General features: G+C 62.1%; 19 protein-coding genes. 11 read left to right on the forward strand and 8 right to left on the reverse strand.

Annotated elements, in window-relative coordinates; all coding sequences use genetic code 11:
• Positions 1 to 3 precede the first annotated feature (3 nt).
• Positions 4 to 2,487, reverse strand: a complete 2,484-nt coding sequence (locus FGZ14_RS18180) for an outer membrane beta-barrel family protein (protein ID WP_139925601.1) — start codon at positions 2,485 to 2,487, stop codon at positions 4 to 6.
• Positions 2,488 to 2,859: 372 nt separating this feature from the next.
• Between FGZ14_RS18180 and FGZ14_RS18185 the strand changes: the two genes are divergently transcribed.
• Entirely contained in the window at positions 2,860 to 3,963 is a 1,104-nt protein-coding gene (locus FGZ14_RS18185; RefSeq protein ID WP_139925602.1) for a sensor histidine kinase, read from the forward strand.
• 94 nt (positions 3,964 to 4,057) lie between these two features.
• Positions 4,058 to 4,768, forward strand: a complete 711-nt coding sequence (locus tag FGZ14_RS18190; protein ID WP_257883273.1) for a LytTR family DNA-binding domain-containing protein — start codon at positions 4,058 to 4,060, stop codon at positions 4,766 to 4,768.
• Between the two features lie 154 nt (positions 4,769 to 4,922).
• On the opposite strand, the gene FGZ14_RS18195 is transcribed toward FGZ14_RS18190, so the two are convergent.
• From FGZ14_RS18195 to FGZ14_RS18205, 3 genes are all read right to left on the reverse strand, one after another.
• Positions 4,923 to 7,508: an outer membrane beta-barrel family protein gene (locus FGZ14_RS18195; RefSeq protein WP_139925604.1), complete on the reverse strand. Its 2,586-nt coding sequence runs from the start codon at positions 7,506 to 7,508 to the stop codon at positions 4,923 to 4,925.
• A gap of 254 nt (positions 7,509 to 7,762) precedes the next feature.
• Positions 7,763 to 8,614: an ABC transporter permease gene (locus FGZ14_RS18200; protein WP_139925605.1), complete on the reverse strand. Its 852-nt coding sequence runs from the start codon at positions 8,612 to 8,614 to the stop codon at positions 7,763 to 7,765.
• Positions 8,615 to 8,658: 44 nt separating this feature from the next.
• Positions 8,659 to 9,597, reverse strand: coding sequence for an ABC transporter ATP-binding protein (locus tag FGZ14_RS18205; RefSeq protein WP_257883274.1), 939 nt, complete (start codon positions 9,595 to 9,597; stop codon positions 8,659 to 8,661).
• 240 nt (positions 9,598 to 9,837) lie between these two features.
• On the opposite strand from FGZ14_RS18205, the gene FGZ14_RS18210 reads away from it, so the two are divergent.
• Positions 9,838 to 11,106, forward strand: coding sequence for a sensor histidine kinase (locus FGZ14_RS18210; protein ID WP_139925606.1), 1,269 nt, complete (start codon positions 9,838 to 9,840; stop codon positions 11,104 to 11,106).
• Positions 11,107 to 11,556: 450 nt separating this feature from the next.
• Entirely contained in the window at positions 11,557 to 12,285 is a 729-nt protein-coding gene (locus FGZ14_RS18215; RefSeq protein WP_139925607.1) for a LytTR family DNA-binding domain-containing protein, read from the forward strand.
• Between the two features lie 21 nt (positions 12,286 to 12,306).
• Here the strand turns inward: FGZ14_RS18215 and FGZ14_RS18220 are convergent, their stop codons facing one another.
• Positions 12,307 to 12,708, reverse strand: a complete 402-nt coding sequence (locus tag FGZ14_RS18220) for an STAS/SEC14 domain-containing protein (protein WP_139925608.1) — start codon at positions 12,706 to 12,708, stop codon at positions 12,307 to 12,309.
• An 89-nt stretch (positions 12,709 to 12,797) separates the two neighbouring features.
• Entirely contained in the window at positions 12,798 to 13,196 is a 399-nt protein-coding gene (locus FGZ14_RS18225) for a hypothetical protein (RefSeq protein WP_139925609.1), read from the reverse strand.
• A gap of 367 nt (positions 13,197 to 13,563) precedes the next feature.
• Between FGZ14_RS18225 and FGZ14_RS18230 the strand changes: the two genes are divergently transcribed.
• Positions 13,564 to 16,875, forward strand: a complete 3,312-nt coding sequence (locus tag FGZ14_RS18230) for a PAS domain-containing protein (protein WP_139925610.1) — start codon at positions 13,564 to 13,566, stop codon at positions 16,873 to 16,875.
• Positions 16,876 to 17,030: 155 nt separating this feature from the next.
• Here FGZ14_RS18230 and wrbA read toward each other — a convergent pair whose 3' ends face one another.
• Positions 17,031 to 17,642 carry an NAD(P)H:quinone oxidoreductase gene (gene wrbA / locus FGZ14_RS18235; RefSeq protein WP_139925611.1) on the reverse strand — a complete coding sequence of 204 codons (612 nt, stop codon included), beginning with the start codon at positions 17,640 to 17,642 and terminating at the stop codon, positions 17,031 to 17,033.
• A gap of 544 nt (positions 17,643 to 18,186) precedes the next feature.
• Here wrbA and FGZ14_RS18240 point away from each other — a divergent pair.
• The 6 genes from FGZ14_RS18240 (at position 18,187) to FGZ14_RS18265 (ending at position 24,082) form a co-directional block, all read left to right on the forward strand.
• On the forward strand, positions 18,187 to 18,771 hold the full coding sequence (locus tag FGZ14_RS18240) for a sigma-70 family RNA polymerase sigma factor (RefSeq protein ID WP_308217160.1): 585 nt from the start codon (positions 18,187 to 18,189) through the stop codon (positions 18,769 to 18,771).
• Positions 18,752 to 20,359: a hypothetical protein gene (locus FGZ14_RS18245; protein ID WP_139925613.1), complete on the forward strand. Its 1,608-nt coding sequence runs from the start codon at positions 18,752 to 18,754 to the stop codon at positions 20,357 to 20,359. The genes FGZ14_RS18240 and FGZ14_RS18245 overlap by 20 nt, the downstream gene beginning before the upstream one ends.
• 29 nt (positions 20,360 to 20,388) lie before the next feature.
• The gene (locus tag FGZ14_RS18250) at positions 20,389 to 20,754 is read left to right on the forward strand and encodes a hypothetical protein (RefSeq protein WP_139925614.1); all 366 of its coding nucleotides are present in this window, start codon (positions 20,389 to 20,391) and stop codon (positions 20,752 to 20,754) included.
• A gap of 59 nt (positions 20,755 to 20,813) precedes the next feature.
• Positions 20,814 to 21,335, forward strand: a complete 522-nt coding sequence (locus tag FGZ14_RS18255) for a hypothetical protein (protein ID WP_139925615.1) — start codon at positions 20,814 to 20,816, stop codon at positions 21,333 to 21,335.
• 123 nt (positions 21,336 to 21,458) lie between these two features.
• A complete protein-coding gene (gene uvrB / locus FGZ14_RS18260) occupies positions 21,459 to 23,495 on the forward strand; it encodes an excinuclease ABC subunit UvrB (RefSeq protein ID WP_139925616.1) in 2,037 nt (678 codons plus the stop codon).
• Between the two features lie 68 nt (positions 23,496 to 23,563).
• On the forward strand, positions 23,564 to 24,082 hold the full coding sequence (locus FGZ14_RS18265; RefSeq protein ID WP_139925617.1) for a hypothetical protein: 519 nt from the start codon (positions 23,564 to 23,566) through the stop codon (positions 24,080 to 24,082).
• A gap of 3 nt (positions 24,083 to 24,085) precedes the next feature.
• Here the strand turns inward: FGZ14_RS18265 and FGZ14_RS18270 are convergent, their stop codons facing one another.
• A complete protein-coding gene (locus FGZ14_RS18270; RefSeq protein WP_139925618.1) occupies positions 24,086 to 24,790 on the reverse strand; it encodes an HAD family hydrolase in 705 nt (234 codons plus the stop codon).
• Positions 24,791 to 24,792 lie beyond the last annotated feature (2 nt).

Genomic DNA, 24,792 nt, shown 5'->3' on the forward strand with positions numbered 1-24,792 from the left:
CCGCTAGCCTCCCGTGTTGCCGCTGCCTTGCTTGGAGTCGTCGTTGCGGATGGTGCGGCGCTGGCGCTGGGCGCTGTTGTCAACTTTGCCGAAGCGGTAATTGAAGGATAGCCGCATGGAGCGCTGGTACTGGTAGAAGCTGCCAACGCTGCGAAACTGGTCGGTAACAGTTGTATTGCGGAACTCGCGGCCGGGTGCAAGAAAGTTGTTGGCGCTCAGCGTCAGGTCGGCCTTCTCCTGCAGAAGCATCCGCTTCAGGCCCAGGCCGTAGTACACGCCCCCGGAGTAGCGCGTCTGGAGCTGCACGCCGCCCGTCCAGAAACCGCTGTAGCCCTGCAGGGTATAATGGGTCCTGAACTTCCACGACGAGTTCAGGTTCATGAACATAGAGGCTCGGCGGCTGGTGCGGTTGAGGGCTGTGCTGCGCAGCTGCGTGTAGTCGGCACTGATGTTGCTGCTCACGTTCCAGTCTTTGGCGGGCTTCAGGGAGCCGTAGAAGCTCAGACCGTAGGTAGTGTTGGTAGCCAGGTTGCCAAAGGTGGTTTCGGAGCGGGCCAGTTCCTCGTTGTAGCGGTAGAACTGCTCAATAGAGTTGCCGGTGCGCCGGGCGTAGGCCGAGAGGTTCAGGGAGCTTTTCTCGCCGTAGGTGCCGTAGCTCAGCTCGTAGCTGTCGGTTACCTCGGGGCGCAGGTTGGGGTTGCCAAACTGAATGCTGTTGGGCGTCACCTGATTTACGTACGGGTTGAGAAAGTAAATGTGCGGGCGCTGGATGCGCCGCGAGTAGCTGAAGCGCAGGGTCTGGCCTTCTTTCTTAAGCGTGCGGGTGGCGCTCAGGTTCGGCAGCACATTGAGGTAGTCGTTCGAGAAACGGCCGTTTTCGCCCTGAAACTCGCCGGCAATAGCGGTGCGCTCCAGGCGGGTACCCAGGCTAAGCGTGTGCTTTTTGCCCCAGGCGAAATTGTAGGTGCCATAAGCCGCCAGCACGTTCTGCTGGTAGTCGAAGGCGTTGGAGCGGCGCGGGTTTCGCACAAACCCGTTGTGCTGGTCCGTCAGCAGGGTGTCCAGAGTGTAGTCGCTGGTTACCTGGCGCAGGATCATCTTGGCCCCCGTTTCCAGTGTGTTCTTCTCGCCGAAAGGGTGCGTGTAATCGGTCTGAATGGTGGTTTCGAGGTTGCGAGCCAGGTTGAGGCTTTGCTCCCGGTATTCCAGGGGGCCACCCCGCAGCTCGGCGGCCCCATACTGGTCGAGGCGGTAGCTTTCATCGGAGCGGTTGCGGGTGTGCTGGGCCAGCACGGCCCACTCCCGCCGGGGCTGGCTTTCCCCAAAGGTACGGGTGTAGCCGGCATTCAGGTCGTAGTTGCGGTTTTCCCCGCGTCGGGTAATGTCGCGGGTATAAAGGGTATCGAGCTGGGGCTGGCCGCGGTACTGATTGAAAAAATCCTGGGGCGAGCGGCTGCTGTACAGGTTGCCGTTGCCGCTGAGCGTGAAGCTGTGCATAGCCGAGGGGTCGTAGGTAAGCTCTACCTGGCCGTAGCCGCCGCTGCCCACGTTGCGGGAGGTAGTGCGCTCCGTGAGCTGGCCGGTAGCGCCGTCGGGCAGGAAATCGGTGCGCTCGTTGCTGCTCTTGTACGGGTACACGTTGTGAAAGCCACTGAGCTTGGTATTCACCCCCACTTTGCCGCGCCGCGCGTTCAGGCTGCCATTCAGGCCCTGGTTGCGGTTGCCGGTGTTGGCTCCTACGCTGCCATTTACGCCCTGCAGGCTGTTCTTCTTCAGTACAATATTGATAACCCCACCCGAACCCTCGGCATCGTAGCGGGCCGAAGGGGCTGTTACCACTTCAATGGCCTTGATCTGGTCGGCCGGAATCTGCTTGAGCGCCTCCGCCAGGTTGCCCGCAAGCATGGAGGAGGGTTTGTTGTTGATGAGGATGCGCACGTTGCCGGTACCGCGCAGCTGCGGGTTGCCCTCGGCATCGAGGTTCACCATGGGCGTTTTGCGCAGAATGTCGGCCGCCGTGCCGTCGGCGTTGGTAGCATCCTGGTCGGCGTTGTAAACGAGGCGGTCGGGCTTGGTTTCGATAACGGGCCGCTCGCCGGTTACTTTCACCTCACCCAGGTTCTGGGCTGCGGCCGGCAAGGGTAGCGCGCCCAGGTCAGTGGCCTGCTCAGTTACGGTTACTTCTTTCACCTGGGTGCTGTAGCCCACAAAGCTGATTTGCAGCCGGAATGCGCCCATAGGCAAGTCCTTCAGCTCAAACCGGCCTTGCGCATCGCAGGTGGCGCCGGTGAGCGGGGTAGGGCCGCTGGCGGGCAGCAGGGCCACGGTAGCGTATTCCACTGGCTTTTGGGTGGCGGCATCCACTACCCGGCCGGTCAGGCGGCCTGGGCCTTTGGGGGCAGTAGCGCGGGGAGGGGAGGTAGTTTGCGCCTGAACCGCAGGCGCGGCCAACACGGCCAGCAGCAGCAGAGTAGCAGTATGTTTCATGCAGGTATAGAAAGAGAGTAGATAAAGCAGCCGGAGGCCAGGTGACAAGGCCTTGGCAGGTAACAGAGCCTCGTCCGATAAGAATGGTGGCAGAACGCTGCGAACCTACTCTCTATTTTTAGCCTACCCCGCAGAAATCAACCAACCGATGGTTTTCCTCAACTATTACTATAGAAAAGCGAACCAGAGGAAATAGCTCCGCTCCCAGAATACCCCGGTTTGGGTAAGATACCCGGGTAGGGGCCGGAGTACTGATAGGCCAGAAGCAGGCGGTAATTGAGCTGGTTAGCGCAGTGGTTGAAAAAGCGGCGGTACTTGCAGCGGGCTTACTACATTACTTGCTCTGCGGCTCTGTTTCACGCTGCTGCGCCTATGCTTCCTTCTTCCACCCGCCGTACGTTGTTGCCATTGGGGCTGCCGCAACTGCCGTGGCCGCATCTGGTGTGGCTGGGGCTGCTGGTGTACACCGATGTCCAATTATGGCTTACCCGGGCCGGGCTGTACTACCAGGCGCCCGAAAGCCCGGCGGTGTTCTGGCGCAACGCCCTGCTGGCCGATGCGCTTAACAGCGGCTTGTTCTACCTCAACTACCTGGTGCTGCTGCCCCGGCTGTTCAGGGCGCGGCGGTGGCTGATGTTTCTGGGGGCAGCAGTGGTAGCGCTGCTGCTGTTTGCCGCCGCCCGGATAGGCGCGAGCGTGCTTTGGCAGGAAGGGGTACAGCAGGGGCTTATGCGTCTGAACCTGGCGGCGCACGTGCAGCTGCTGCTGGCCTACCATGTGCCCTTGGGCGGACTGATTCTGCTGCTCAGCAGCGGCCTGCGCCTGGCCGGCGACTACCTGCGGGAGCGGGAAAGCCGCCGCGAGCTGGAACAGCAGCACCTGCGCACCGAGCTGTCGTTGTTGAAAACCCAGCTGCATCCGCACTTCCTCTTCAACACGCTCAACAACATCTACTCCCTCACCTTGCAAGCCTCGCCGCAGGCCCCCGAAGCGGTGATGCGCCTGGCTGAGCTCATGCGCTACCAGCTCTACGACAGCCCCGACGACCTGGTCCCGCTGGCTCGGGAAATCAACCACCTGCGCGGCTTTTTGGCCCTGCAGCTGCTGCGCCTGCCGCCCGAAGACGCCGATGAGGTACTGCCTTTTATAATTCTTTTGCCGCCTGGTGCCGAGTATGCCCGCCGCCTGCCGCCCATGCTGCTGCTACCCCTGGTAGAAAATGCCTTCAAACACGGCGACTTAGCGGCCCGGCCTCACGTAGCCCACTTTCATCTCCAGCTGGAAACAGATGGGCGGTTGCGGTTCAGAGCTCAGAACTACGTAGCCGCGGGCGGCGGACCGGCCCTGGAGGCGGCCGGTGGGGTAGGGCTGGCTAACCTGCGCCGCCGCCTGCAACTGCTGTACCCGGGGCGGCACGCTCTGTCCACCACAACTACTGCTACCACGTTTTGCGCTACACTGGAAGTGAAGCTGTAGCCGCCTGCCCTCACTTGCCGGGGTGTATGTTTACTGTCTTATGATGCATGCCATGGAACCTGCCTGGGGGCGCCGCCCGCTTACCTGCCTTCTTGTGGATGACGAGCCTCTGGCCCTGAACGTGCTGGTAGAATATTGTGCGCAGGTGCCTTTCCTGGAGCTCAAAGGACGTTTTCATGAGGCGCTGGCGGCAGTAGAGTTTTTGCACGAAAACCCCGTGGACGTACTATTTCTGGACATTCACATGCCGCGCCTGAGTGGGTTGCAACTGGCGCAGCTGCTACCTCAGCCAGCGCCGCGCATCATCTTCACTACGGCCCACGCGCAGTACGCCGCTGAAAGCTACGAGCTGCCCGCCCTGGATTACCTCCTGAAGCCCGTGCGCTTCGAGCGGTTTGTGCAGGCGGCTCACCGGGCCCAGGCTGCCCTGCGCCCAACCCTTGCGCCTACCCCCACCGAGCCCCTGGAACACGCCGACGAAGTGTTGTTTATTCGTCAGGACAGCCGGCTGCACCGCGTGCCCGTAGCCGATCTGTACTATGCTGAGGGGCAGAAGGAGTATCTGATGCTTTACACCGCTGCGGGCCGCATGCTCACGCTACAGTCGTTTCGGGGGCTGGAGGAACTGCTGCCGCCCGGCCGCTTTGCCCGTATTTACCGGTCCTACCTCATCAACCTGCGCCACTTGGAGTTTGTGGAGCGCAACCGGGCGCAGGTGCACGGCACGCTGCTGCCCATAGGCGAAACCTACCGCGAAGCCTTCCTGGAACAGCTCCGCTTCCACGGCCGGGCGGTGAAATGGTGAGTTGATGAAACAGTGAGCTAAGTGAGCGAAACAACGCCCGTCATCCTGAGCAACGCGAAGGACCTCTACCGTTACGTTGTATAGTAACAGTAGAGGTCCTTCGCGCTGCTCAGGATAACAGCCTAAGTCACCAGTTCACTACTCGCCATTTCACTTATTGCTGGCCCTGGCCGTTGCTTTCGCCCTGCTTCACGTCATCGTTCTGGATGCTGCGGCGGCGCTTCTGGGGCTGGGCGGTAGTTTTACCGAAGCGGTAATTGAAGGCGAGGCGTACCCCACGCAGGTAGATGTAGTTGTTGCTGACCTGACGGAACTGCTCCGTGTTCAGTTCTGAGCGCAGGTTGCGGGTAGCCTGCAGGAAGTTGTCGGCGTTCAGGGTGAGGTCGGCTTTGTCCTTGAGCAGGTTTTTACGCAGACCCAGCGAGTAGAACGTCCAGGCGGCTTGCTTGCCCTGCAACTGTACCCGCGGCGAGTTCAGGCCGCCATAGAACTGTACGCTCAGCCCCTTCTCAAACTTGTAGCTGGAGTTCAGGTTCAGGTTGTACATCACCCCGTCGTTGGAGTAAGCCGATGTATTGACGGTGCCTTCCGCGAGGCTGAGCGCGGGGCTTTTCAGCGACACGTAGTACACGTTCACGTTGCCGCTCAAATCCCACTTCGGCACTGGCTTCACAGAGGTAAACAGGCTCACCCCGAAGGTAGCGTTGCGGCCGATGTTGGCAAACGTCTGGTTATTAATACCGTTACGGATGAAGCGCACCGCTTCAATGGCATTGCCCGTGCGGCGGGCGTAGGCCGAAAGGTTCAGCACCGAGCCCTTAATAAAGGTAGTGTAGTTCAGCTCGTAGCTGTCCGTCAGCTCCGGGCGCAGCTGCGGCTCCCCATAGCTCACGTTCAGGGTATCGGAGGTGTTGCGGAAGGGGTTCAGGTAGAAAATCTGGGGGCGCTGAATGCGGCGCGAATATGCCAGACGCACGCTCTGGCCGGGCTTCTTGGGGTTCTGGGGCTGGTAGCTCAGGCTCAGGTTCGGCAGCAGGTTGAAGTAATCCTGCTGCACGCCCGAGTTCTGGCTTTCCTGCTGTTGAAAGCTGCCCCGAATGCGGGTATTTTCCATGCGTGCCCCCAGCTTGAAGCTTACTTTCTTCGAGGCCGAAAACCCATACGTCCCGTAGGCCGACAGCACATCCTGGTTGTAGTCGAAGAGGTTGGAGCGGTTGGGGTTGTACACCGGGTCAATGCCGCCGCCGTTGCTGCCCGGGCTGTTGAATACGTCGTAGTCGCTGCTCACCCGGCGCAGAATGGCCTTGGCGCCGGTTTCCAGCAGGGCTGTTTCGGAGAAGGGGTGGGCGTAGTCGGTTTGCAGGGTGGTTTCCAGGTTGCGCGAGAGGTTGTTGCTTTCCTCGCGGTAGTCCTTGTCGGAGTTACGTTCCGAGCGGCCCCGGAACTGGTCGAGGTAATAATCCTGGAAGTTGCGATTGCGGGTGTGCTGGGCCAGCACGCTCCACTCGCGGCGCTTTTGCTCAAAGGTGCGGGTGTAGGAGCCGCTCACGTCGTAGCTTTGGGTGCGGAAGCGGCGGTCCGTGTCGCGGGTGAACTGGTTGGCCAGAGTGGCAGGCAGCAGCACGTCGTTGAACTGGTCGTAGTTGCCGCTGTTGCGGAACAGGCTGCCCTGCACGTTCAGGGTCAGGTTGTGGTACTGAGCCGGGTCGTAGTCCAGGCCCAGCCGCCCGAAGCCGCCACCCCCGAGGGTGTTGCCGTCGCCTTCCTGCCGCAGGGAGGTTACTTCCGTGCCTTCGGGCGTTTTCAGGTAGCGGGTCAGGTCGTTGCGGTTGGGGCTGTAAAAGCCGAAGCCGCTCAGGGAGCTGGTCAGGCCCACTTTGCCCTTGCGGTAGTTGAGCGAGGCGTTGCCGTTGGAGCTGCGCGTGCCCGCCGCCAGGCCCAACGAGCCGTTTATGCCCTCCAGATTATTTTTCTTGAGAATGATGTTGATGATACCGCCCGTACCCTCCGCATCGTACTTGGCCGAAGGCGTCGTAATCACCTCCACGCTCTTGATCTGGTCGGCCGGAATCTGCTTCATGGCATCGGCCACCGAGGAGGCCACAATGCCCGAGGGCTTGTTGTTGATGAGCACGCGCACGTTGCTGGTGCCGCGCAGCTCCACGTTACCATCAGGGTCCACGTTTACCAGGGGCACTTTGCGCAGTACGTCGGCAGCCGTACCGCCCGCATTGGTCAGGTCCTTATCGGCGTTATATACGATGCGGTCGGGCTTGGTTTCCACCACGTCCCGCTCCCCGGTTACCGTCACCTCGCCCAGCTTCTGCGCCGAGGACTCCAGCTGAATGGGGGGTAGGGTAGCGGCACCCGTGCCCACCGTTACGTTGCGCGTTTGGGTGGCGTAGCCCACAAAGCTGATTTGCAGCCGGAACTCGCCGGCGGGCAGGCCCCGCAGCGAAAACCGGCCCCGCTCGTCGCACACGCCCCCATCTACGGGCGTATTGCCGCTCAGGGGCAGCAGGGTAACGGTAGCAAATTCCACCGGCTTTTTGGTAGCGGCGTCCAGCACCGTACCATCCAGCCGGCCGGCGCCCCTGGACGCTGTGGGCAGCACCGGCTTGGCCGTTGCGGGCCCGGCGGGCGCTCCGGCCGGGCGCTGGCCCGCCGCCGGGGTGGTTTGGGCCAGTGCTGGGGCTGTAAGCAGGGTGGTCAGGAGCAGGGGCAGGGTAGCGTGTTTCATGAGGATAAGGTAGAAGCAGGTAGCAAAGAGAGGGGTAGGCGCCGGGCGCCGCAAACGGTAGTTGCTGAAGTGTAGGGAGAAGGGGCCGAAGCGTAGAAAGCGCCGGCCAAGGCAATGGTTGAGCTAAAGGACTACAAAGCGCCGGGGCAGTTGCCGGAGCCGGCCGTTTATTCAACCAACCCGATATAAGTGGCCCATAACGCCGGCTGCGGGGCCCGCTACAGAGGCGCAGGTGGACGAAGCCCAGCCGAGTTTTATTGGGTCATGTTGCGGCGGTAGAGCAGCGCGTAGCCCAGCACCAGCGCGCCGCCGAACCACGCCAGCGAGTACCATTCGTGGTTGGTCAGCGTGTGGCTGGCTTCCAGCACTCCGGCTTTGCTCATGCGCATGGAAACCGAGGTAAGCAGGGGCGCGGCGTACGGAATTTTGTTGGCGTGCTCCCAGGAAAGCAACGCCACGGTAGCCACCACGGCTCCCATTCCTACCCCCACCGGAACCACGAAGGAGCGCCAGTACAAGCTTACGATATACTGCACGGCCAGCAGCCCCAGGGTGGCTACGTACGTGCGGCCCAGCATCCAGAGTACCGCTTCCAGCGGTACGGGGTGGGCCTGGAAGCCCAGCTTAGGCCGAAGCAACCCCAGCAGGGCGCCGGCCCCCAGCACCAGCCCCACAAACAGGAGCAGGGCTACCGCGTTCAGGGCCAGAATCAGCAGCAGCTTCGACAAAAAAACGGCTCCGCGGCCCACGGGCTGGGCGTAGAGGTGCTTCCAGGCCGTGGCCTTGGTTTCGATGTTCACTACCAGGCTCGTCAGCAGCACCACAAACAGCGGCAGCAGCAGAGTGCCGGCCGTTTGCCAGGCCATGCTGATAAAGCGCGGCCAGGGCGTACCGCCCGCTTTCAGAATCTCGTGGCCTTTGAAAAAGAAAATCAGGAAGGCGAGCAGCACCGGAAACGCGCCGCTAAGCAACGTCAGACGCAGGGCGGCCGTGCGGCGCAGCTTCAGGGTGTCGGCGGCCAGGGTGCGGCGGAGTTGGCGGAAGGGCGCCGCCGCGGCGGGCAGGGTGGCTAGCTCAGGAAGGGTAGGCGTCAGGACAAAATTCATACCTCGGCAGCTAAAGGAAGAAAGTAGTAGGATGAAAACGGGCACTACCGCGCCAGCTCAGAACGAGTTTCGGTGAGGTGCAGGAACGTGTCTTCGAGGCTGGGCTGCTCCAGGTGCAGCCCGTACAGAGGTTGCCCGGCGGCGGTAATGGCGGCCGCTACCTCGGCGGTGTGCTCCCGCGAAACCCAGGGCAGCCAGAGGGTGCCTGGTCCGACCGGAGTGGCGCCTTCCAGCAGGCGGGGCAACAGGTTGCGGCAGGTATCGGCGTCCTGGGTTTCCAGCACCAGGCGGGCCCGGCCGGTTTGCAGGCGCTGCAGGTCTGGCAGGCTGCCCTGAAACACCAGCTTGCCCTGCTGAATCACGCCTACGTGGGTAGCCACCTTCTCAATTTCGTTGATGAGGTGGCTGCTGACCACAATGGTTTTGCCGTGCTCCTGGCGCAGGTGCCGCATCAGCTCCCGCATTTCAATGATACCGTTGGGGTCAAGGCCATTGGTAGGCTCATCCAGCAGCAACAGATCGGGGTCAGAAAGCAGGGCAATAGCCAGGCCCAGGCGCTGCCGCATACCCAGGGAGTATTCACGGGCCGGGCGGTGGGCATTGTCTGAGAGGCCCACCAGGGCCAGCACCTCGGCGGTGCGGTGGACCGCTACCCCGCGCAGGCGGCGGGTAGCTTCCACGTTTTCGCGGCCTGTAAGGTGGTCGTAGAGAGAGGGGTTTTCGATGAGGGCACCCACCCGGCCGAGCAGGGCCACCCGATGCTGGGCCAGATCATGCCCGAATAGGTGTACTGAGCCGCTGGCCGGCCGCAGCAGGCCCAGCAGCAGGCGCATGGTAGTGCTTTTGCCGGCCCCGTTCGGCCCCAGAAAACCATAGATGCTGCCCGGCTCTACCCGCAGGTTTACATCGTGCAGAATGGGCCGCTTCCCGAAGCTGAAGTGCAGGCCGTGGGTTGTAAGCAGGGCAGGAGAAGATGGGGTCATAGGAGTGGCTGGAAGAAAGACGTCAGCAAACCTAGGATACCTGCTATACCGTGGTGGTACTATTCAACCAACCTGCCGGCCGTTTCCCGTAACAAGCGCTTTTGGTAGCCCAACCCCGCCCAAGGCGCCTTAAACCAGCTGCCGTAGGGTTGAGCGCAGTAGCAGGGGCGTTGGTGGGCGCCGGTGCGGAGTTCATTGAAAAGAAGGACGTTTTGGACCCCCAAAGGCGTATGTTTAAGCATGGAAGTCCCTCTTTCGCCCAGTGCTGCCCCCGTCATGGAAGAACGAGCCGCGCCCCGGCCGGGCCGGCGGAACTGGCTGCGGCTTATGCTCTGGCCTGCTACCTGGTCCGCAGCGTCGGAGCATAGCCCCATTCCGCGCTCGGTGCATGTGCTGCTCTGGCTCTGGCTGTTTGCCCTCGATGCGCTGAAGCTGGGCAACGCCCTATCCATGCTTCCTCACTGGCCGGCCACGGCGGCCGAATGGCAACCCATGCTACCCCTGCTGGGGCGCCTGCTGCTGGAGGATGCGTGCGGAGCCCTGCTGTTCTACCTGACCTGGCGCTGGCTGATTCCGCGGACCCTGGGCCGGGCCCGGATAGGGCAGTACGTGGCGCTGGCTACCCTGCTGGTACTGCCCTATGCCACGCTGGTGGGGTGGGGCACTACCCAGGCCTTACGCAAGAGCACGCAAATTTCAGCGTACCGGGTGCCGGCCACGGCCGACAAGCAGAAGGCAGTAGCTGAGGCTGTAAAAGCACACGAGGAAAAGCCCCCGATGCCGGAGTCGTGGATGCGCATCATCAGCGCCGGCATTATTGGGGTGTTTATTGTAGGAAGCAGCTCGGCCCTGCGCATCACCGGCGACTACATCCGGGGGCAGCGCAACCGCCGCGAAATGGAGCGCCAGCAGCTGCTTACGGAGCTGGCCATGCTCAAAACCCAGATCAACCCGCACTTCCTCTTCAACACGCTCAACAACATTTACTCCCTTACCAGCCGCAAATCGGACAAGGCCCCTGAAGCCGTGCTGCGCTTGGCCGAAATCATGCGCTACCTGCTGTATGAGAGCAGCACCGATACCGTGCCGCTAAGCCGGGAGCTGGCCCATTTGCGCAGCTTTCTGGACCTGCAGCGCCTACGCCTGCCGGCCTCGGCCCAGGAGGCCATTCAGCTGGAGGTGAGTGGCACCTCGCCCGAGTGCGTCCACCCGGTTGCGCCCCTGCTGCTACTACCCCTGGTAGAAAACGCCTTCAAGCACGGCGACCTGACCGCCCGGCCCGTGGCCGTGCACATTTCCCTGGTGCTGGCCCCCGACGGGCTGCTGCGCTTCTCGGTGCTCAACCACGTAGCCCCCGCCGATGCCGAGCGGGAGTTGCCCCGGCAGCCCGGCGGGGTCGGCCTCGTGAACCTGCGCCGCCGCCTGGAGCTGCTCTACCCCGGCCGCTACGCCCTGGATGTGCAAACCCCGCCCGGCCGGCACTTGGTTACCCTGGTGCTGTTGGGGTAGGGGATTTTTTAGGGTAGGAGGGTGTGAGGGTAGGAGTTTAGGAGGGGTGATGGGAGGAAAGGGATAAACGGACTGGTTGCAACCTTAGGCAGCTTCGCCGTTAGAGTTGCTTGGGCCAGCCTCACAGTTCCTGCAGGTGTAATGGCTCGTGGTTTTTTCCGTTCTTTCTGCTCCTCAGTAAATTCAGCTCAACGCCTCCTACCCCTGCCTGAGGCCGGAAGTATTTCTGCCCATGCCGTTGCGACTCACCAAGAGTCGCTGCAGTAGCAAAGCCAAGCAAAGTGTCGGTTTCAATTCCGGAGCGGGGTAGGGACTCCCCGGGCGGCTCCCGACTTGCCTTACTTCCCGTCGGGCAGTGGAAGCCAGAAATGTGCCGCTAGTCCTGTTTACCTCATCACCTTCTCACCTCTCCTAAACTCCTACCCTCACACCCTCCTACCCTAAAAACCCATGACCTGTGCTATCCTCGATGATGAGCCCCTGGCGCTGGACCTGCTGGCCGACTATTGTACCCAGGTGCCAGGCCTGGAGCTGAAGGGGCAGTTTGACGATGCCCTGGCCGGCTTGGCCTTTCTGCAGGATAATCCCGTGGATGTGGTGTTTCTGGACATTCACATGCCCCGCCTTACGGGTCTGCAGTTGGCCCAGCTGCTGCCGCAGCCCGGGCCACGCATCGTCTTCACCACTGCCTACGACCAGTACGCCGTGCGCAGCTACGAGCTTAACGCTGCCGATTACCTGCTGAAGCCCATTGCCTTCGAGCGGTTTGTGCAGGCCGTGCAGAAAGTGCGGCAGCAGCTGAGCGCAGCCCCTGTGGCATCCTCCGTTGCCCACGCCGCTGAGGCACCACCCACCGCGCCGGATGCCATGTTCGTTAAAAACGAGCACCGGCTGCAGCGCGTCGCCTTCGACGACATCCTGTACATCGAGGGCATGAAGGAATACCTCATGATTTATACCACCACTGGCAAGGTGCTCACCCTGCAGTCGTTCCGGCGGGTAGAGGAGGTGCTGCCACCCGAGCGGTTTGCCCGCATCCACAAATCGTACCTGGTGGCCCTAAGCCGCATTGAGCACGTAGAGCGCGGCAAGGTGCAGGTGGCCGGCCGCCTGCTGCCCATCGGCGACACCTACCGCGACTCGTTCAACGCCCTCATCAAAGCCTACAACCAGCTATAGCGCGTTGGAGCCGCGGTGGCTTTAGCTAACGGAGCGCAGCCACTGGCCGGCCTCCGCCGGGTTGTCGAAAATCCGGGCCTCGAAGGCCGTGAGCAGGCTGGAGAAGCTGTCGGCGGAACTTTGGGCCAGCGTTTCGGGGCTAGTTACCATGGCAAAGTACCGCAGCCCGGCCTGGGCCGCGCTGGGCGCCCACTCGTTTACCACCCACTCCAGGGAATGGTCCCAGGGGCCGCGCACGGCGCGGGTATCGTTGAGCACGCACGCGAAGCCCGCCTGGGCCAGGGCGGCGGTGTAAGCCCGGGCCCCAGCCTGCACGTTGGCGGCCGTGAGGTAGCCCTGCCACTGTACGGCTATCCAGCGGTTTTCGTAATCCGTGTCTATGGTGAGAAACACCCGGCCCAGTGAAGACGTTAGTTCCTGCATTCGAATCAGATAAAGGTGCTGAGTAAAGTACGGCTGCTCTTGCCAAAGCGCAAGCCTGGCCAGGTAACAAGGGGGTAGGCGTGCATCAGTTAAGCGCAGGCCCAGGCGCGGGCAGTTGGTAGGTCAGTGAAGGCTTGTACCTCGAAGGCTAAATCGGGGGTAGCCTCCTGGTACATGGAGCCGATCAGCATGCGGTTCAGGGTTTCCTGCGACTCCAGGCGGGCAAAGCGCCTGATGCCCAGGGCCACCATAGCCGGCAGCACCTCCTGGGCCACCCACTCCAGGTCAACGGGCCGCACCGCCCCCAACCGGCTGTCGTTGGCAATCCAGCCCCTCGCGCCGTGCTGCCGCGCCAGCTCCAGAGCTTCCGTGATATAACGGCGAAAGTTGGAGCTGCTGGTAAACCCGAGCCACTCGGTTTCCAGCGCAGAGTGCAGCCCTGTGTGCAGGTGTAGTACCAGGGAGGGGTAAGAAGTAAGAACAGCCATGCAAAAGCAAGTAAAGAAACGGGGCGCGCCCGGCCTATCGTGAGGTCCGGCGCCGCGCACTTACTGCTACGGCGCGGTACGCTTTATACGCAGGCACTGCCCCCGAAGGCGAAAAGAATCCCAGCCAGTGCTTGGCGGCCCCGCGTTGCATGCTATGCCTTTGGGCAGGTGGCCGGCCCCGACCTTTGTAACGTGCAGCCCCCGTGTATAGCGGCAGAATACTACCTTAGCCTACCCGCCGTGGGTAGCCGGAGGTGGCCCGGCCGCAGTTTGGCCGAAATCAGGCGGCCGGGCGCCGGGGCCGCTCCCATACTACATAGCCCCGCCGCCTGCCCTCGCCCGTATTGTTTGCCCGTCCTCTGTTTCGATGCTTGCCCTGCCTGATTCCGTTTCCGCCCCCGACCTGCTGCACGATGCGCTGGACCTCTCGCTCACGCCGCTGGCGTTGCTGCGTCCGGCCTATGCTGCCACGGGCGAGCTAACGGATTTTTATCTGGAGTACCTGAACCCGGCCAGCCAGCGGGCCACGGGCCTACCCCAGCGGCCGCCTCAAACCCTGGCTACCTACTTCCTGACCATCGAGGCCACCGGTACGCTGCCGTTTCTGCGGCAGGTGTTCGAAACCGGCGAGGCCGGCCAGCACGAGGTCAGCTACCAGGACCCCAGCCTCAATGTAAAGCTCCGGCTAACCGCCCGCCGCCGTGGCAGCCTGCTGATTGTTGCCTTCACTGAACCCTCTGGTACCGACCGCTCCGCCGTAGAGCAAGCCCTGCGCGAAAGCCGGGGCCGCGAGCAGGTAGCCCGGGCCGAGGCGGAAGCGCAACGCCAGCAGCTGCAGGACCTGTTTATGCAGGCTCCCGCCTGCATTGCCCAGCTGGAGGGCCCCGAACTGGTGTTTACCATGGTAAACCCCCTGTACCAACAGCTGGTAGGTGAGCGGCCCCTGCTGGGCTTGTCCCTGCGCCAGGCCTGGCCCGAGCTGGCCGGGCAGCCCTTCTATGACCTGCTGGAAAGCGTTTACCGAACCGGCAAAACAGTGTACGGCACCGAGCAGGTAGCCTACCTGGACCGCACCAACTCCGGCCGGCTGGAGCCCGTGTATTTCAACTTCATCTATGAGCCCGTACGCGCCGCCCCGGAGCTGATAACGGGCGTAACCATTTTTGCCTACGACGTTACGGAGCAGGTAGTGGCCCGCCAGCAGGTGCAGCGGCTCAACGAGGAGCTGGCCGAGGCCAATGAGGAGATGCAAGCCGCCAACGAAGAGCTGCAAACCAACAACGTGGCCCTGCAGCAAGCCCAGCAGCAGCTCCGGCAGCTCAACCTCGAGCTGGAGGCCCGGGTGCTGAGCCGGACCCGCCAGGTGCAGGCCGCCCGGGCGGCCGCCGAAAACCAGCGGGCCCACCTGGAGCGCCTGTTTATGCAGGCCCCGGCCGCCATCTGCATCCTCACGGGGCCGCAGCTGGTGTTTGAGCTGGTGAACCCGGCCTACCAGCAGCTGTTTCCTAGGCGCGCCCTGCGGGGGCGGCCTCTGCGGGAGGCTCTGCCCGAAATTACCGACCATGCCGTGTACCACACGCTGGAGCAAGTGTACCAAACCGGCCGGGCCCACGAGGAGCTGGGTATTCTCATTCCGATTGAGGGGCCGGATTCCGGCAAGCTGGAGGAACGCTACTTCGACTACGTGCAGCAAGCGTACTACGACGAGCAAGGCCAGATTAAAGGCGTGGTGGTATTTGCCTTTGAAGTAACGGCGCAAGTAAGGGCCCGCCAGGCCAGCGAGGCAGCTGCCCGCCAGCTGCAGCTTATCACCGACTCGCTGCCCATCCTCATCAGCTACGTAGATCGGGCCCAAACCTACCAGTTTGCCAATCAGGCCTACGAAACCTGGTTTCAGATCCAGCCTCAGCAGATGCTGGGCCAGCCGGTAATCGAAATCATCGGGGAGCAGGCTTATCAGAACGTGCAGGGATACATTCGGCGGGCCCTGGCCGGCGAGCGGCTCGATTTTGAAGCCCGCATGCCTTACCGCAATGGCTTTACCCGCCACATCCGTACCAGCTACGTGCCCGATGTGCAGGATGGGCAGGTGGCCGGCTTCTACAGTATGGTGCTGGACATTACGGCCCAGGTAGCAGCCCAGCAGGAGGCCGAGCGCCAGCGCCTGCTGCTGCATACGCTGTTCATGGAGGCCCCGGCCCCCATCGTGATTCTCGACGGCCCGACGTTTGTGTATCAGCTGGTGAACCCGGCCTACCAGCACATTTTCCCCGAGCGTGAGCTGCTGGGCCGGCCGTTGGTGGAGGCCTTTCCCGAGGTGAAGGATACCTCCTTTATTGATATTCTGGAGCAAGTGTACCGCACCGGCGAAGCCTTTGTGGCCCAGGAGCTGCCCCTGATGCTGGCCCGCCACGAGGGCGGCCCTTTAGAGGAAATGTACTGGACCTTTACCTACCAGGCCCGCCGTAACTTAGAGGGGGCTGTGGACGGAATTCTGGCGTTTGCCCACGAGGTAACCGACCAGGTGCAGGCCCGCCGGGTAGTAGAGCAAAGCGAGCAGTACGTGCGGGAGCTGGCCGATAATGTGCCGGCCATGATTTGGGTAACCGACCCCGAGGGCAGCTGCACCTACCTCAACCAGCAGTGGTTTGCCTACACCGGCCAGACCCGCTCCGAAGCCCTGGGTATGGGCTGGCTCCAGGCCATTCATCCGGAGGATGTAGCCAAAACCACCGAAGTATTTCTGGAAGCCAACGCCCGGCAAACCTCGTTTACGCTGCTTTACCGGCAGCGCCGCCATGATGGGCAGTACCGCTGGGCCATTGATACCGGTTTGCCACGCTTCAACGCCCAGGGCGAGTTTGAGGGCCACATCGGAACCGTATTCGACATTCATGAGCAGAAGCAGGCTGAGCAGTCGTTGCGCCGACTGGCCCAGCAGCTGCGCGCCACCAACCAGCAGCTGGTGCGCACCAACGTGGACCTGGACAACTTCATCTACACCGCCTCTCACGATCTGAAAGCACCCATCACCAACATCGAAGGCCTGGTGGATGCCCTGCAGTCGCAGCTACCCCCCCAGGAGGCCCTAACCCAGCAGGTAGCTCCGCTGCTGACCATGATGAAGGAGTCGGTGGAGCGCTTTCAACGGACCATCAACCACCTCAGTGATGTAACCAAGCTCCAGAAGGAGTACGGAGAGCCTACCTCGCTCGTGGCCTTACCGCCCGTGGTAACCGATGTACTGCTGGATCTGCAGCGGCTGGTGGAGCAGGTAGGGGCCCAGGTAGAGGTGGACGTAGCCGAGTGCCCCAGCGTGTTGTTTTCGGCCAAAAACCTGCGCTCGGTGGTGTACAACCTGCTCAGCAACGCCCTCAAGTATCATCACCCCGGGCGGGTGCCGCGCATCCGGGTATCGTGCCGACAGGAGAGCGGCTTTACGGTTCTGGTGATAGAAGACAACGGCCTGGGGCTCGAAGCCAGCAAACAGGCGCAGCTTTTTACCATGTTTCGCCGCTTTCATACCCACGTCGAGGGCTCGGGCATTGGCCTCTACATGGTGAAGCGCAGCGTAGAAAACGCCGGGGGCCGGGTAACCGTGCAGAGCGAGCCCGACCAGGGCTCCGTCTTCTCGGTGTACTTCCGCAACGCCGCCCCGGAGCCACCAGCCGCCACCTGAGGCGCACCAACGGCTTGTTAGGGTTTAGTTGCTCAGGACCCTTGCTTTGGCCGGTAAATCAGCTTCTGCTTTACACAGTAGGCCGTAGCCAAAACATGAGAAGGGGCAAGGTCAGCCGTGACCTTGCCCCTTCTCATGTTATGCCCGCTGCAGGCTTATTTGGCTAGCTTGCTGGCAATCTGGGCGGTATGTTCGCCTTGGTGGCGGGCGCCTTCCAGCTCGTTGGCGCTGGGCTGACGCTCGCCCTGGCCCCCGGCCACGGTGCTGGCGCCGTAGGGCGTGCCGCCCGTAACTTCTTCGTGGCCCATCTGGCCCTGCCAGGCGTAGGGCAGGCCTACTATCACCATGCCGTGGTGCAGCAGCTCGGTGTGCAGGGCCCGGATGGTGGTTTCCTGGCCGCCGTGCTGGGTGGCGGTGCTCACAAAAGCGCCCCCTACTTTGCCGATCAGCTTGCCCTGGGCCCAAAGGCCGCCGGTAGCATCCAGGAAGGCCTGCACCTGTCCGCACACGTTGCCGTAGCGCGTGGGCGTCCCGATGATGATGGCATCGTACTGCTCCAGCTCCTGGGGGGTAGCCACCGGAACATGCTCAAACGCCTTCTGTGCCTGCGTAGCCCCAATCTGGTCAAGCAAGGCAGCGGGCAGGGTTTCGGGCACGCGCTTGAGGGCTACCTCGTTGCCAGCCACGCGCCGGGCGCCTTCGGCCACGGCTTCCGCCAGCTTGTACACATGACCATAGGTGGAGTAAAACAGCACAAGAGTTTTCATAAGCAGGAAGTTGAGTTGAATGATGAGGAAAATCAGAAAAAGGAAACAGCCCAGTGCGTCAGCCGGGCTGCCTACCCCCTCTACGGCTCCCAAGCCTGAACAGCCGAGGTTAGTGGGGGCAGGACAACGCATGTATGTACATAGCAAGGCCGAAATAGGTTGTGCTGGTCTGTGTTTTTAGAAGCCTGATTTTCAGGGAACAGAGGCTCAGCGCAAGCTCCCCGAAAAAAGGCGGCCCCGGCATGCAACCTTCCCGGGCGCTGGTAGCATCTACCCTGCACAACCTTCCTTTCCAGTCAGAAGGCATCCTTATCTTTATCTGTCTGTCATTGCAGCGTATGCAGCATTCTTACTTGCGCGGAACCGGGCCCCTGTGGAAGGCGCCGGCCGCTGGTGAGCCTCTTAAAGCCGGACCCCGTCAGGGCCGGAGCGCCCGATGAGCGCCCTGTCGGCCGCCTTGGGAGGGAGCGGGCTACGCAGCCTGTTACCGGGCAGTGCCCCTGCGGCCCGCCCGGAATCCCTGTCTTCGTCGTTATCCGCTCCCGTGCGCACCCTTACCCCGCCTTCCCAGCTCTCCGATCTGGAGCTGATTGACGGTTGCCTGGCCGGTAGCCGCCTGATGCAGAAGTATCTCTACGAACGATTTGCCGGCCGCATGATGGCCGTTTGCCTGCGCTACGCCCAAACCACCTTCGAGGCCGAAGACGTATTGCAGGAAGGCTTTCTGACTGTGTTTAAGAACCTGGCCAGCTTCCGCCGCGAGTGTCCGCTGGAATTTTGGATTCGCCGTATCATGGTGAATGCCGCCCTCCGGCAGCACCGCCGCAACGCCCCGCTGGTGGCAGTCAGCGACGGAGGCGAGTACCCCGAGGACCTGGCCGGGGAGGAGTTCACGCTTTCCAATTACAATTTCGAGGAGCTGCTGAATATGATTCAGGACCTGGCTCCGCGCTACCGCATGGTGTTCAACCTGTTCGCCATTGAAGGTTACGGGCACAAGGAAATCGGCGAGATGCTGGGTATTTCGGAAGGAACCAGCAAGTCGCAGTATTCCCGGGCCCGGGCCATTTTGAAAAGTAAACTCGAGCGTCTCGACGCCCACCGTACCCATGGCAGCATCCGCTCCTAATACCTCTGATACTCCCGACCAGCGCCCCTCCGGCAACCTGGAGCATCTGTTCCGGCAAAAGTTTGCCGAAGCGGAAGTAGCTCCGCGCGCCAGCTTCTGGGACCAGCTCGACCACGAGCTGGTAGTGCAGCAGAACGAGCAGGTGGTGCAGGAAAACGTGACCTACCGCCGCCGCCTGCTGGTGCACCGCTGGGTGGCCGCCGCCTGCCTGCTGCTGGCCCTGGGCTGTGGCGGCTGGGCTTTCCTGTGGCAGAAGGGCTCCGTGGCGGGCCCCGATCTGGCCGTACTGCTGCCGACTGATTCCACTGACCAAACTGCTACCCCCGGCGCCGGCCTGAACCCCCGAACCACCACGCCCGGTGCTGAAATGTCGGTTGCTTCGGCGGCCGCAGAGGAAACGGCCGGTCTGGCCCTGGCGGCTGGCAGCGCCGCTGAATCGGCAACTGCCGCTGAGCTGGGCTACGCCGCAATGGCGCCGGGTAGCACTTACAACCGTAGCGGCCAGGTAGCCGGTGAGCGGGCCGCATCGGGCCTGTTCTATTCTGCTGCCCCGTCAAACTCCGGGGCCGACCATTACGCTACCCTGTACCGGGCGGTAGGGGCCGGAGCTGAACGCCGGGCGCTTGAGGGCGGCTCTTCCTTCCTGGCCAGCTTTGCCGGCATGCAGCCCCGGGCTGCCCAGCTGCGCAACTACCTGGGCCTACTGCACCCCGACAGCCTCAAGCCCGCGCTTGTTACCGTACCGCAGCCCGTTACCATCCCGGCTGAGCTGGCCGATGTGGCAGAGCCCGAGCAGAAAGAACCCCCGAAGCTGTGGCGGCGCCTGCGCCTGGGCGGCGGCTACGCCGTGGGCTCTTACAATCCCAACATCAACTTCTCGCGCGCCGATGGCCGCATGAGCTCCAGCACCGTTACCAATGCCCTGCGCAGCTACTACCAGGATGAAGCCGAGGAAGAGTACCGCCGCAACCTGCGGGCCGGCGTCAGCCAGCGGGCGGCCCTGATGGTTTCCTATGCCCTGAACAACCACTGGACCGTTACTTCGGGTGCCGAAGTGGCTGAGCAGCGCGCCAGCTCCGCTACCTCCTACGGGTTTGTGAATGGCAAGCAGATTGGCCCCACGGCCGCTGACCTGTTCAACCGCCCGGCGGCCTACAGTGCGGCTCCCGCCCAGCCGCGCGTAACCAACTACCGCTACCGCTCCGCCGCCGTGCCCGTGAGTGTGCGCTACGGCTCTACCAAACAGGGCCTTTCTCTGTACGCCAAGGTAGGCGCGGCGGTAAGCGTGCTGCTAAGCAGCCGCTCCGATGTGGAAGGCACCCCGGAGGCTACCCTCAACTACACCCTGAAGTCGGCCGAGTCGCCGTACCGGCAGGTGCTGACCTCGGTGCGCGGCGGTACGGGTGTGCGCTATCAGCCCACGGCCTCGGGCTGGAACGTGGTGGTAGGTCCCACCGCCGAAGCCGGCCTGACGACGCTCAATGCCAACCCCAACCAGCGCGGCTCGCGCCAGAACCGGCCGTACAGCTTCGGGCTGGAAGCCAGCGTGGAGTTTGGCGCAGCCAAGCCTCAACCCATTGTTCAATAGTCGGAGTCCGGGAGCTCCTTAATTGTTTCATGAGCCGCTTACGCCTACGCTTTCTGTTGTGGCTTTTCCTGCTGGGCCTCGGGGCTACTTCCTGCTCCGATGCGCTGGAGGAGCCCTCCAGCCTTACCTGCCCCGGCAACTTTTCTGCTACCCTCATTGAGGAGCTTAAGCAGAAACCCAAGCAAACACCCGCGGCCGAGGTAATCCAGTACACCTATCAGAACCGCACGGTTTACCTTGTAACGGGGGGTAGCAGCTTCAACTACCTCTTCGATGCCTGCGGCAACGTGCTGTGCGCGGCCACCCTGGGACCCAGCAACGCCGGCGACGGCCGCTGCCCCGACTTCGCCACGGCCGCTACTAACCCCCTCGTACTCTGGCGCGACCCGCGGTAGGAGCCGTGCATTCCTGATCAGCAGATCAGTTTACTATAAACCACCTTACTACTGGAAGTATGAAGCGGTACTGTTACCTGTTGTGTGCGTTTTTGCTGCTAGGATGCGACAAAAAGGAAGAGGCGCTGGATTTTGTGCCAGGGCAAGTAGCAGTTGGTACCCAGGATGCCACCACGATACCTCAAGTATTCACGTTGGTGAACGCGCGCAGCCTGTCCATAGCCTATCTGTTTCCGGCCAGGTATGGCTCTACCTTGCCCGCCGACAGCCTCGACTACCTGCGCCAGCAGTTGGCTACTAAATCCTACGCCAACGCCCCCGATTGGCCCGTGCAGATAGCACGCAACGCCCAAACCAATGCCGTGCAGCTCACCGTCCGGCTCGTGGACATGACGGCTCCCAACCAGCAGGATTGGCTGACTACAGTGCAGCAGCTGCAGCTACGGGAGCTGCCCGGCAGCAAATCGTTTATGCTGCGGGTGCCCGTAGGTGAGGAAAAGCGGTGGGTGGCGGAGCTCCAGCAGAATGCGGCGCTTCGTTGGGCCGAGCTCAACCACATAAACAAGCGTACGCCGCAGTAACGGCTTCGCAATTCGCCGGGAAAACCTGTCCGCCAGCCGGACGGGTTTTTTCTTTTTCCGGGAAACCTCCCTCTAGTGAATTCAGTTATCATAGGCTACCCTTTCTGGCCTATCTTTCCCCGCATGGAATACCAACTGACCTCGGAATTCAAACCCACCGGCGACCAGCCCCAGGCCATCCGCCAATTGGTGGAAGGCATCAACAACGGGGAACCGGCGCAGGTGCTGCTCGGGGCCACGGGTACGGGCAAAACGTTCACCATGGCCAACGTTATTGCCCAAACCGGCAAGCCCACGCTGGTGCTCTGCCACAACAAAACCCTGGCCGCCCAGCTCTACGGCGAGTTCAAGCAGTTCTTCCCCAACAATGCCGTCGAGTACTACATCAGCTACTACGACTACTACCAGCCCGAGGCCTATATAGCCTCCACCGACGTTTTCATCGAGAAAGACCTGGCCATCAACCAGGAAATTGAGAAGCTACGTCTGCACTGCACCTCCACGCTGCTTTCGGGCCGCCGCGACGTGGTGGTAATTGCGTCGGTGTCGTGTATTTATGGTATCGGTAACCCCGAGGAGTTCGGGAAAAACGTGATTTATCTGGCGCCGGGCCTGCGCTATTCGCGCAATAATCTGCTTTATTCCTTCGTCCAGATTCTGTACTCGCGGACGGAGCAGGAGTTTACCCGTGGTACCTTCCGGGTGAAGGGCGACACCGTGGACCTGTTCCCGGCCTACGCCGACCACGCGTTCCGTATTTTCTTCTTTGGGGACGAAATTGAGGCCATCCACAAGATTGATCCGGTGAGCGGCAAAAAGCTCAGCGACGAGAAGTCGGTGACGCTTTACCCAGCCAACCTGTTCGTAACCGGCAAGGACACGCTCAACCAAGCCATCAAGGAAATCCAGTTCGACATGGTGCAGCAGCACGCCTACTTCGAGAAGGAGGGGCGCGATGCCGAAGCCAAGCGCATCATGGAGCGCACGGAGTTCGACCTGGAAATGATTCGGGAGTTGGGCTACTGCTCGGGCATCGAGAACTACTCGCGCTACTTCGACGGCCGCCAGCCCGGCTCCCGGCCCTTCTGCCTGCTCGACTATTTCCCCGATGACTTCCTGCTGGTAGTGGATGAAAGCCACGTCACCATGCCCCAGATTCGGGCCATGTGGGGCGGCGACCGTAGCCGCAAAACGGCGCTGGTGGAATACGGCTTCCGTCTGCCCTCGGCCATGGACAACCGCCCCCTGACGTTCAATGAGTTTGAAGGGATGGTGCGCCAGGCCGTGTTCGTGTCGGCCACGCCTGCCGACTACGAGTTGACCCAGGCCAACGGGGTAGTGGTGGAGCAGGTAATTCGCCCGACGGGCCTGCTCGACCCTGAAATCGACCTGCGCCCCAGCGTGAATCAGATTGACGACCTGCTGGATGAGGTGGACAACCGCGTGAAAATGGGCGACCGGGTGCTGGTAACAACCCTCACCAAGCGCATGGCCGAGGAGTTGCAGAAGTACATGGAGCGCCTGGGTATCAAATCGAGCTACGTGCACTCCGATGTGAAAACCCTGGACCGCGTGGAGATTCTGCGCCAGCTGCGCCTCGGCGAAATCGACGTGCTGATTGGGGTAAACCTGCTCCGCGAGGGCCTCGACTTACCGGAAGTAAGCCTGGTCGCCATTCTGGATGCTGATAAGGAAGGCTTCCTACGCGACCAGCGCAGCCTTATCCAGACCATGGGCCGCGCTGCCCGTAACGACCGGGGCAAGGTGATTATGTACGCCGACCGCATCACGGGCTCCATGCAGCGCGCCATCGACGAAACCAACCGCCGCCGCGCCGTGCAGATGGCGTACAACGAGGAAAACGGCATCACGCCCAAAACCGTGCGCAAGTCGCGAGAGGCTATTATGGAGCAAACCTCGCTGTCGGACTACCGCATTGCGGAAACTCCGAACTACGCCAGTCCCGAAGCCGACGTGGCCCTGGCTATTGCCGCCGAGCCGGTGGTGTCGATGATGAGCAAGGTGGAGCTGGAAAAGCTGGTGAAGCAGACCGAAAAGCAGATGGAAGCCGCCGCCAAGGACCTCGACTTCCTCACGGCCGCTAAGCTTCGCGACGAGCTGGCCGCGCTTAAGCAGGTACTCAAAACCAAGCGCGACTAACGCTCTGGCATAATAATAGGAGAAGGCAGAGGGCGCCGCCACCGTAGGCGGCGCCCTCTGCCTTTTTTATGAAATATACTGTACTCTTAGCCGTACTCTTACTTCTGCAAAGCGCCGCCTACGCGCAAGCTACCGCCCCACCGAAAGCTGCGCGGCCGGTGCCGGCCTTCCCGGCACTGCCCGAAACGGCTATGCAGCCCACGGCCACCGTAACCCGGGCGCCGGGCACTCCGGCCGGTACCCGCTTTCAGTACCAGCTGCTGAAAATTACGGATGGGCAGCTGGCTATTCTGGCGCCGGCCTGGCGAGGCATCACGAAGCTGGAGCCTGAGCGTGTTCAGAAAGGCCTGTGGCGTGAGGCAGTGCCGGGCTCCCTGGACAGTAAGGTGATGGACGTCCTCAACGAGCTGTCCGCTGAAGGCTGGGAGCTGCTGGAAGTGTACAACCTGTCGCAGCCGGTAAGCGCCAAGCAAAGCGTTGAAACCAGCCTGACCTTCAACGACCCCAACCGGCCCACGTACTCGGGCACCACTTCCATCACTACGTACACCGAAACCCGGTATCTGCTGCGCCGCGCCCTGCCCTGACGCCTACCCCAGCTCCGTCAATAAAGCCGGTATTTCGGCCAGGGAGGCTACCTGCCGGTACGGGATGCCTGCCAGCTGTTCGGCGGGCACTTCCTCCATCACCCAGGTGGTGTGGTAGGGTACGTGCACGGCGTGGGCGCCCAGCCGGGCCACTGGCAGCACATCCGACTTCAGGGAGTTGCCCACCATCAGAAACTCCTGGGGGCGCACCTGGTAGCGCGTGAGCAGGCGCTGGTAAGTATTTTCGTTTTTCTCGCTCACGATTTCCACGTAGTCGAATAAGTCGCCGAGGCCGGAGCGGGCCAGCTTGCTTTCCTGGTCGAACAGGTCGCCTTTGGTCAGCAGCATCAGCGGGAAGCTCTGCTGTTTCAGCGTTGTCAGAACCTCGGGCACGTCGGGCAGCAGTTCAATCGGGAAGCTGAGCAGGTACTTGCCGTGGTCGAGAATGTGCTGAATTTCCGTGCCGGTTACTTTGCCCTCGGTCAGCTGAATCACGGTTTCAATCATCGAGAGCATAAACGACTTGGCCCCGTAGCCGAACAGGTGCATGTTCTGGCGCTGCACCTCATAAAAGCGGCTCCCGATAACGGCCGGCTCGCCGTAGTGCGTCAGCAGCTCATAGAGCTGGGCCTCGGCGGAGTCGAAGTACGGTTGGTTGGGCCACAGGGTATCGTCGGCGTCGAAGGCAATCAGGCGCGGGGTTGGCATAG

The sequence above is a fragment of the Hymenobacter sp. DG01 genome (assembly GCF_006352025.1).
Classification (GTDB): domain Bacteria; phylum Bacteroidota; class Bacteroidia; order Cytophagales; family Hymenobacteraceae; genus Hymenobacter.

Coding starts and splice junctions, on each gene's coding strand:
- FGZ14_RS18210 (WP_139925606.1), top strand. CDS start 9,838: ATGGAAGTCCCTCTTTCGCCCAGTGCTGCCCCCGTCATGGAAGAACGA.
- FGZ14_RS18250 (WP_139925614.1), top strand. CDS start 20,389: ATGAGCCGCTTACGCCTACGCTTTCTGTTGTGGCTTTTCCTGCTGGGC.
- FGZ14_RS18220 (WP_139925608.1), bottom strand. CDS start 12,708: ATGCAGGAACTAACGTCTTCACTGGGCCGGGTGTTTCTCACCATAGAC.
- uvrB (WP_139925616.1), top strand. CDS start 21,459: ATGGAATACCAACTGACCTCGGAATTCAAACCCACCGGCGACCAGCCC.
- FGZ14_RS18205 (WP_257883274.1), bottom strand. CDS start 9,597: ATGACCCCATCTTCTCCTGCCCTGCTTACAACCCACGGCCTGCACTTC.
- FGZ14_RS18265 (WP_139925617.1), top strand. CDS start 23,564: ATGAAATATACTGTACTCTTAGCCGTACTCTTACTTCTGCAAAGCGCC.
- FGZ14_RS18180 (WP_139925601.1), bottom strand. CDS start 2,487: ATGAAACATACTGCTACTCTGCTGCTGCTGGCCGTGTTGGCCGCGCCT.
- FGZ14_RS18200 (WP_139925605.1), bottom strand. CDS start 8,614: ATGAATTTTGTCCTGACGCCTACCCTTCCTGAGCTAGCCACCCTGCCC.
- FGZ14_RS18195 (WP_139925604.1), bottom strand. CDS start 7,508: ATGAAACACGCTACCCTGCCCCTGCTCCTGACCACCCTGCTTACAGCC.
- FGZ14_RS18255 (WP_139925615.1), top strand. CDS start 20,814: ATGAAGCGGTACTGTTACCTGTTGTGTGCGTTTTTGCTGCTAGGATGC.
- FGZ14_RS18230 (WP_139925610.1), top strand. CDS start 13,564: ATGCTTGCCCTGCCTGATTCCGTTTCCGCCCCCGACCTGCTGCACGAT.
- FGZ14_RS18245 (WP_139925613.1), top strand. CDS start 18,752: ATGGCAGCATCCGCTCCTAATACCTCTGATACTCCCGACCAGCGCCCC.
- FGZ14_RS18270 (WP_139925618.1), bottom strand. CDS start 24,790: ATGCCAACCCCGCGCCTGATTGCCTTCGACGCCGACGATACCCTGTGG.
- wrbA (WP_139925611.1), bottom strand. CDS start 17,642: ATGAAAACTCTTGTGCTGTTTTACTCCACCTATGGTCATGTGTACAAG.
- FGZ14_RS18185 (WP_139925602.1), top strand. CDS start 2,860: ATGCTTCCTTCTTCCACCCGCCGTACGTTGTTGCCATTGGGGCTGCCG.
- FGZ14_RS18215 (WP_139925607.1), top strand. CDS start 11,557: ATGACCTGTGCTATCCTCGATGATGAGCCCCTGGCGCTGGACCTGCTG.
- FGZ14_RS18225 (WP_139925609.1), bottom strand. CDS start 13,196: ATGGCTGTTCTTACTTCTTACCCCTCCCTGGTACTACACCTGCACACA.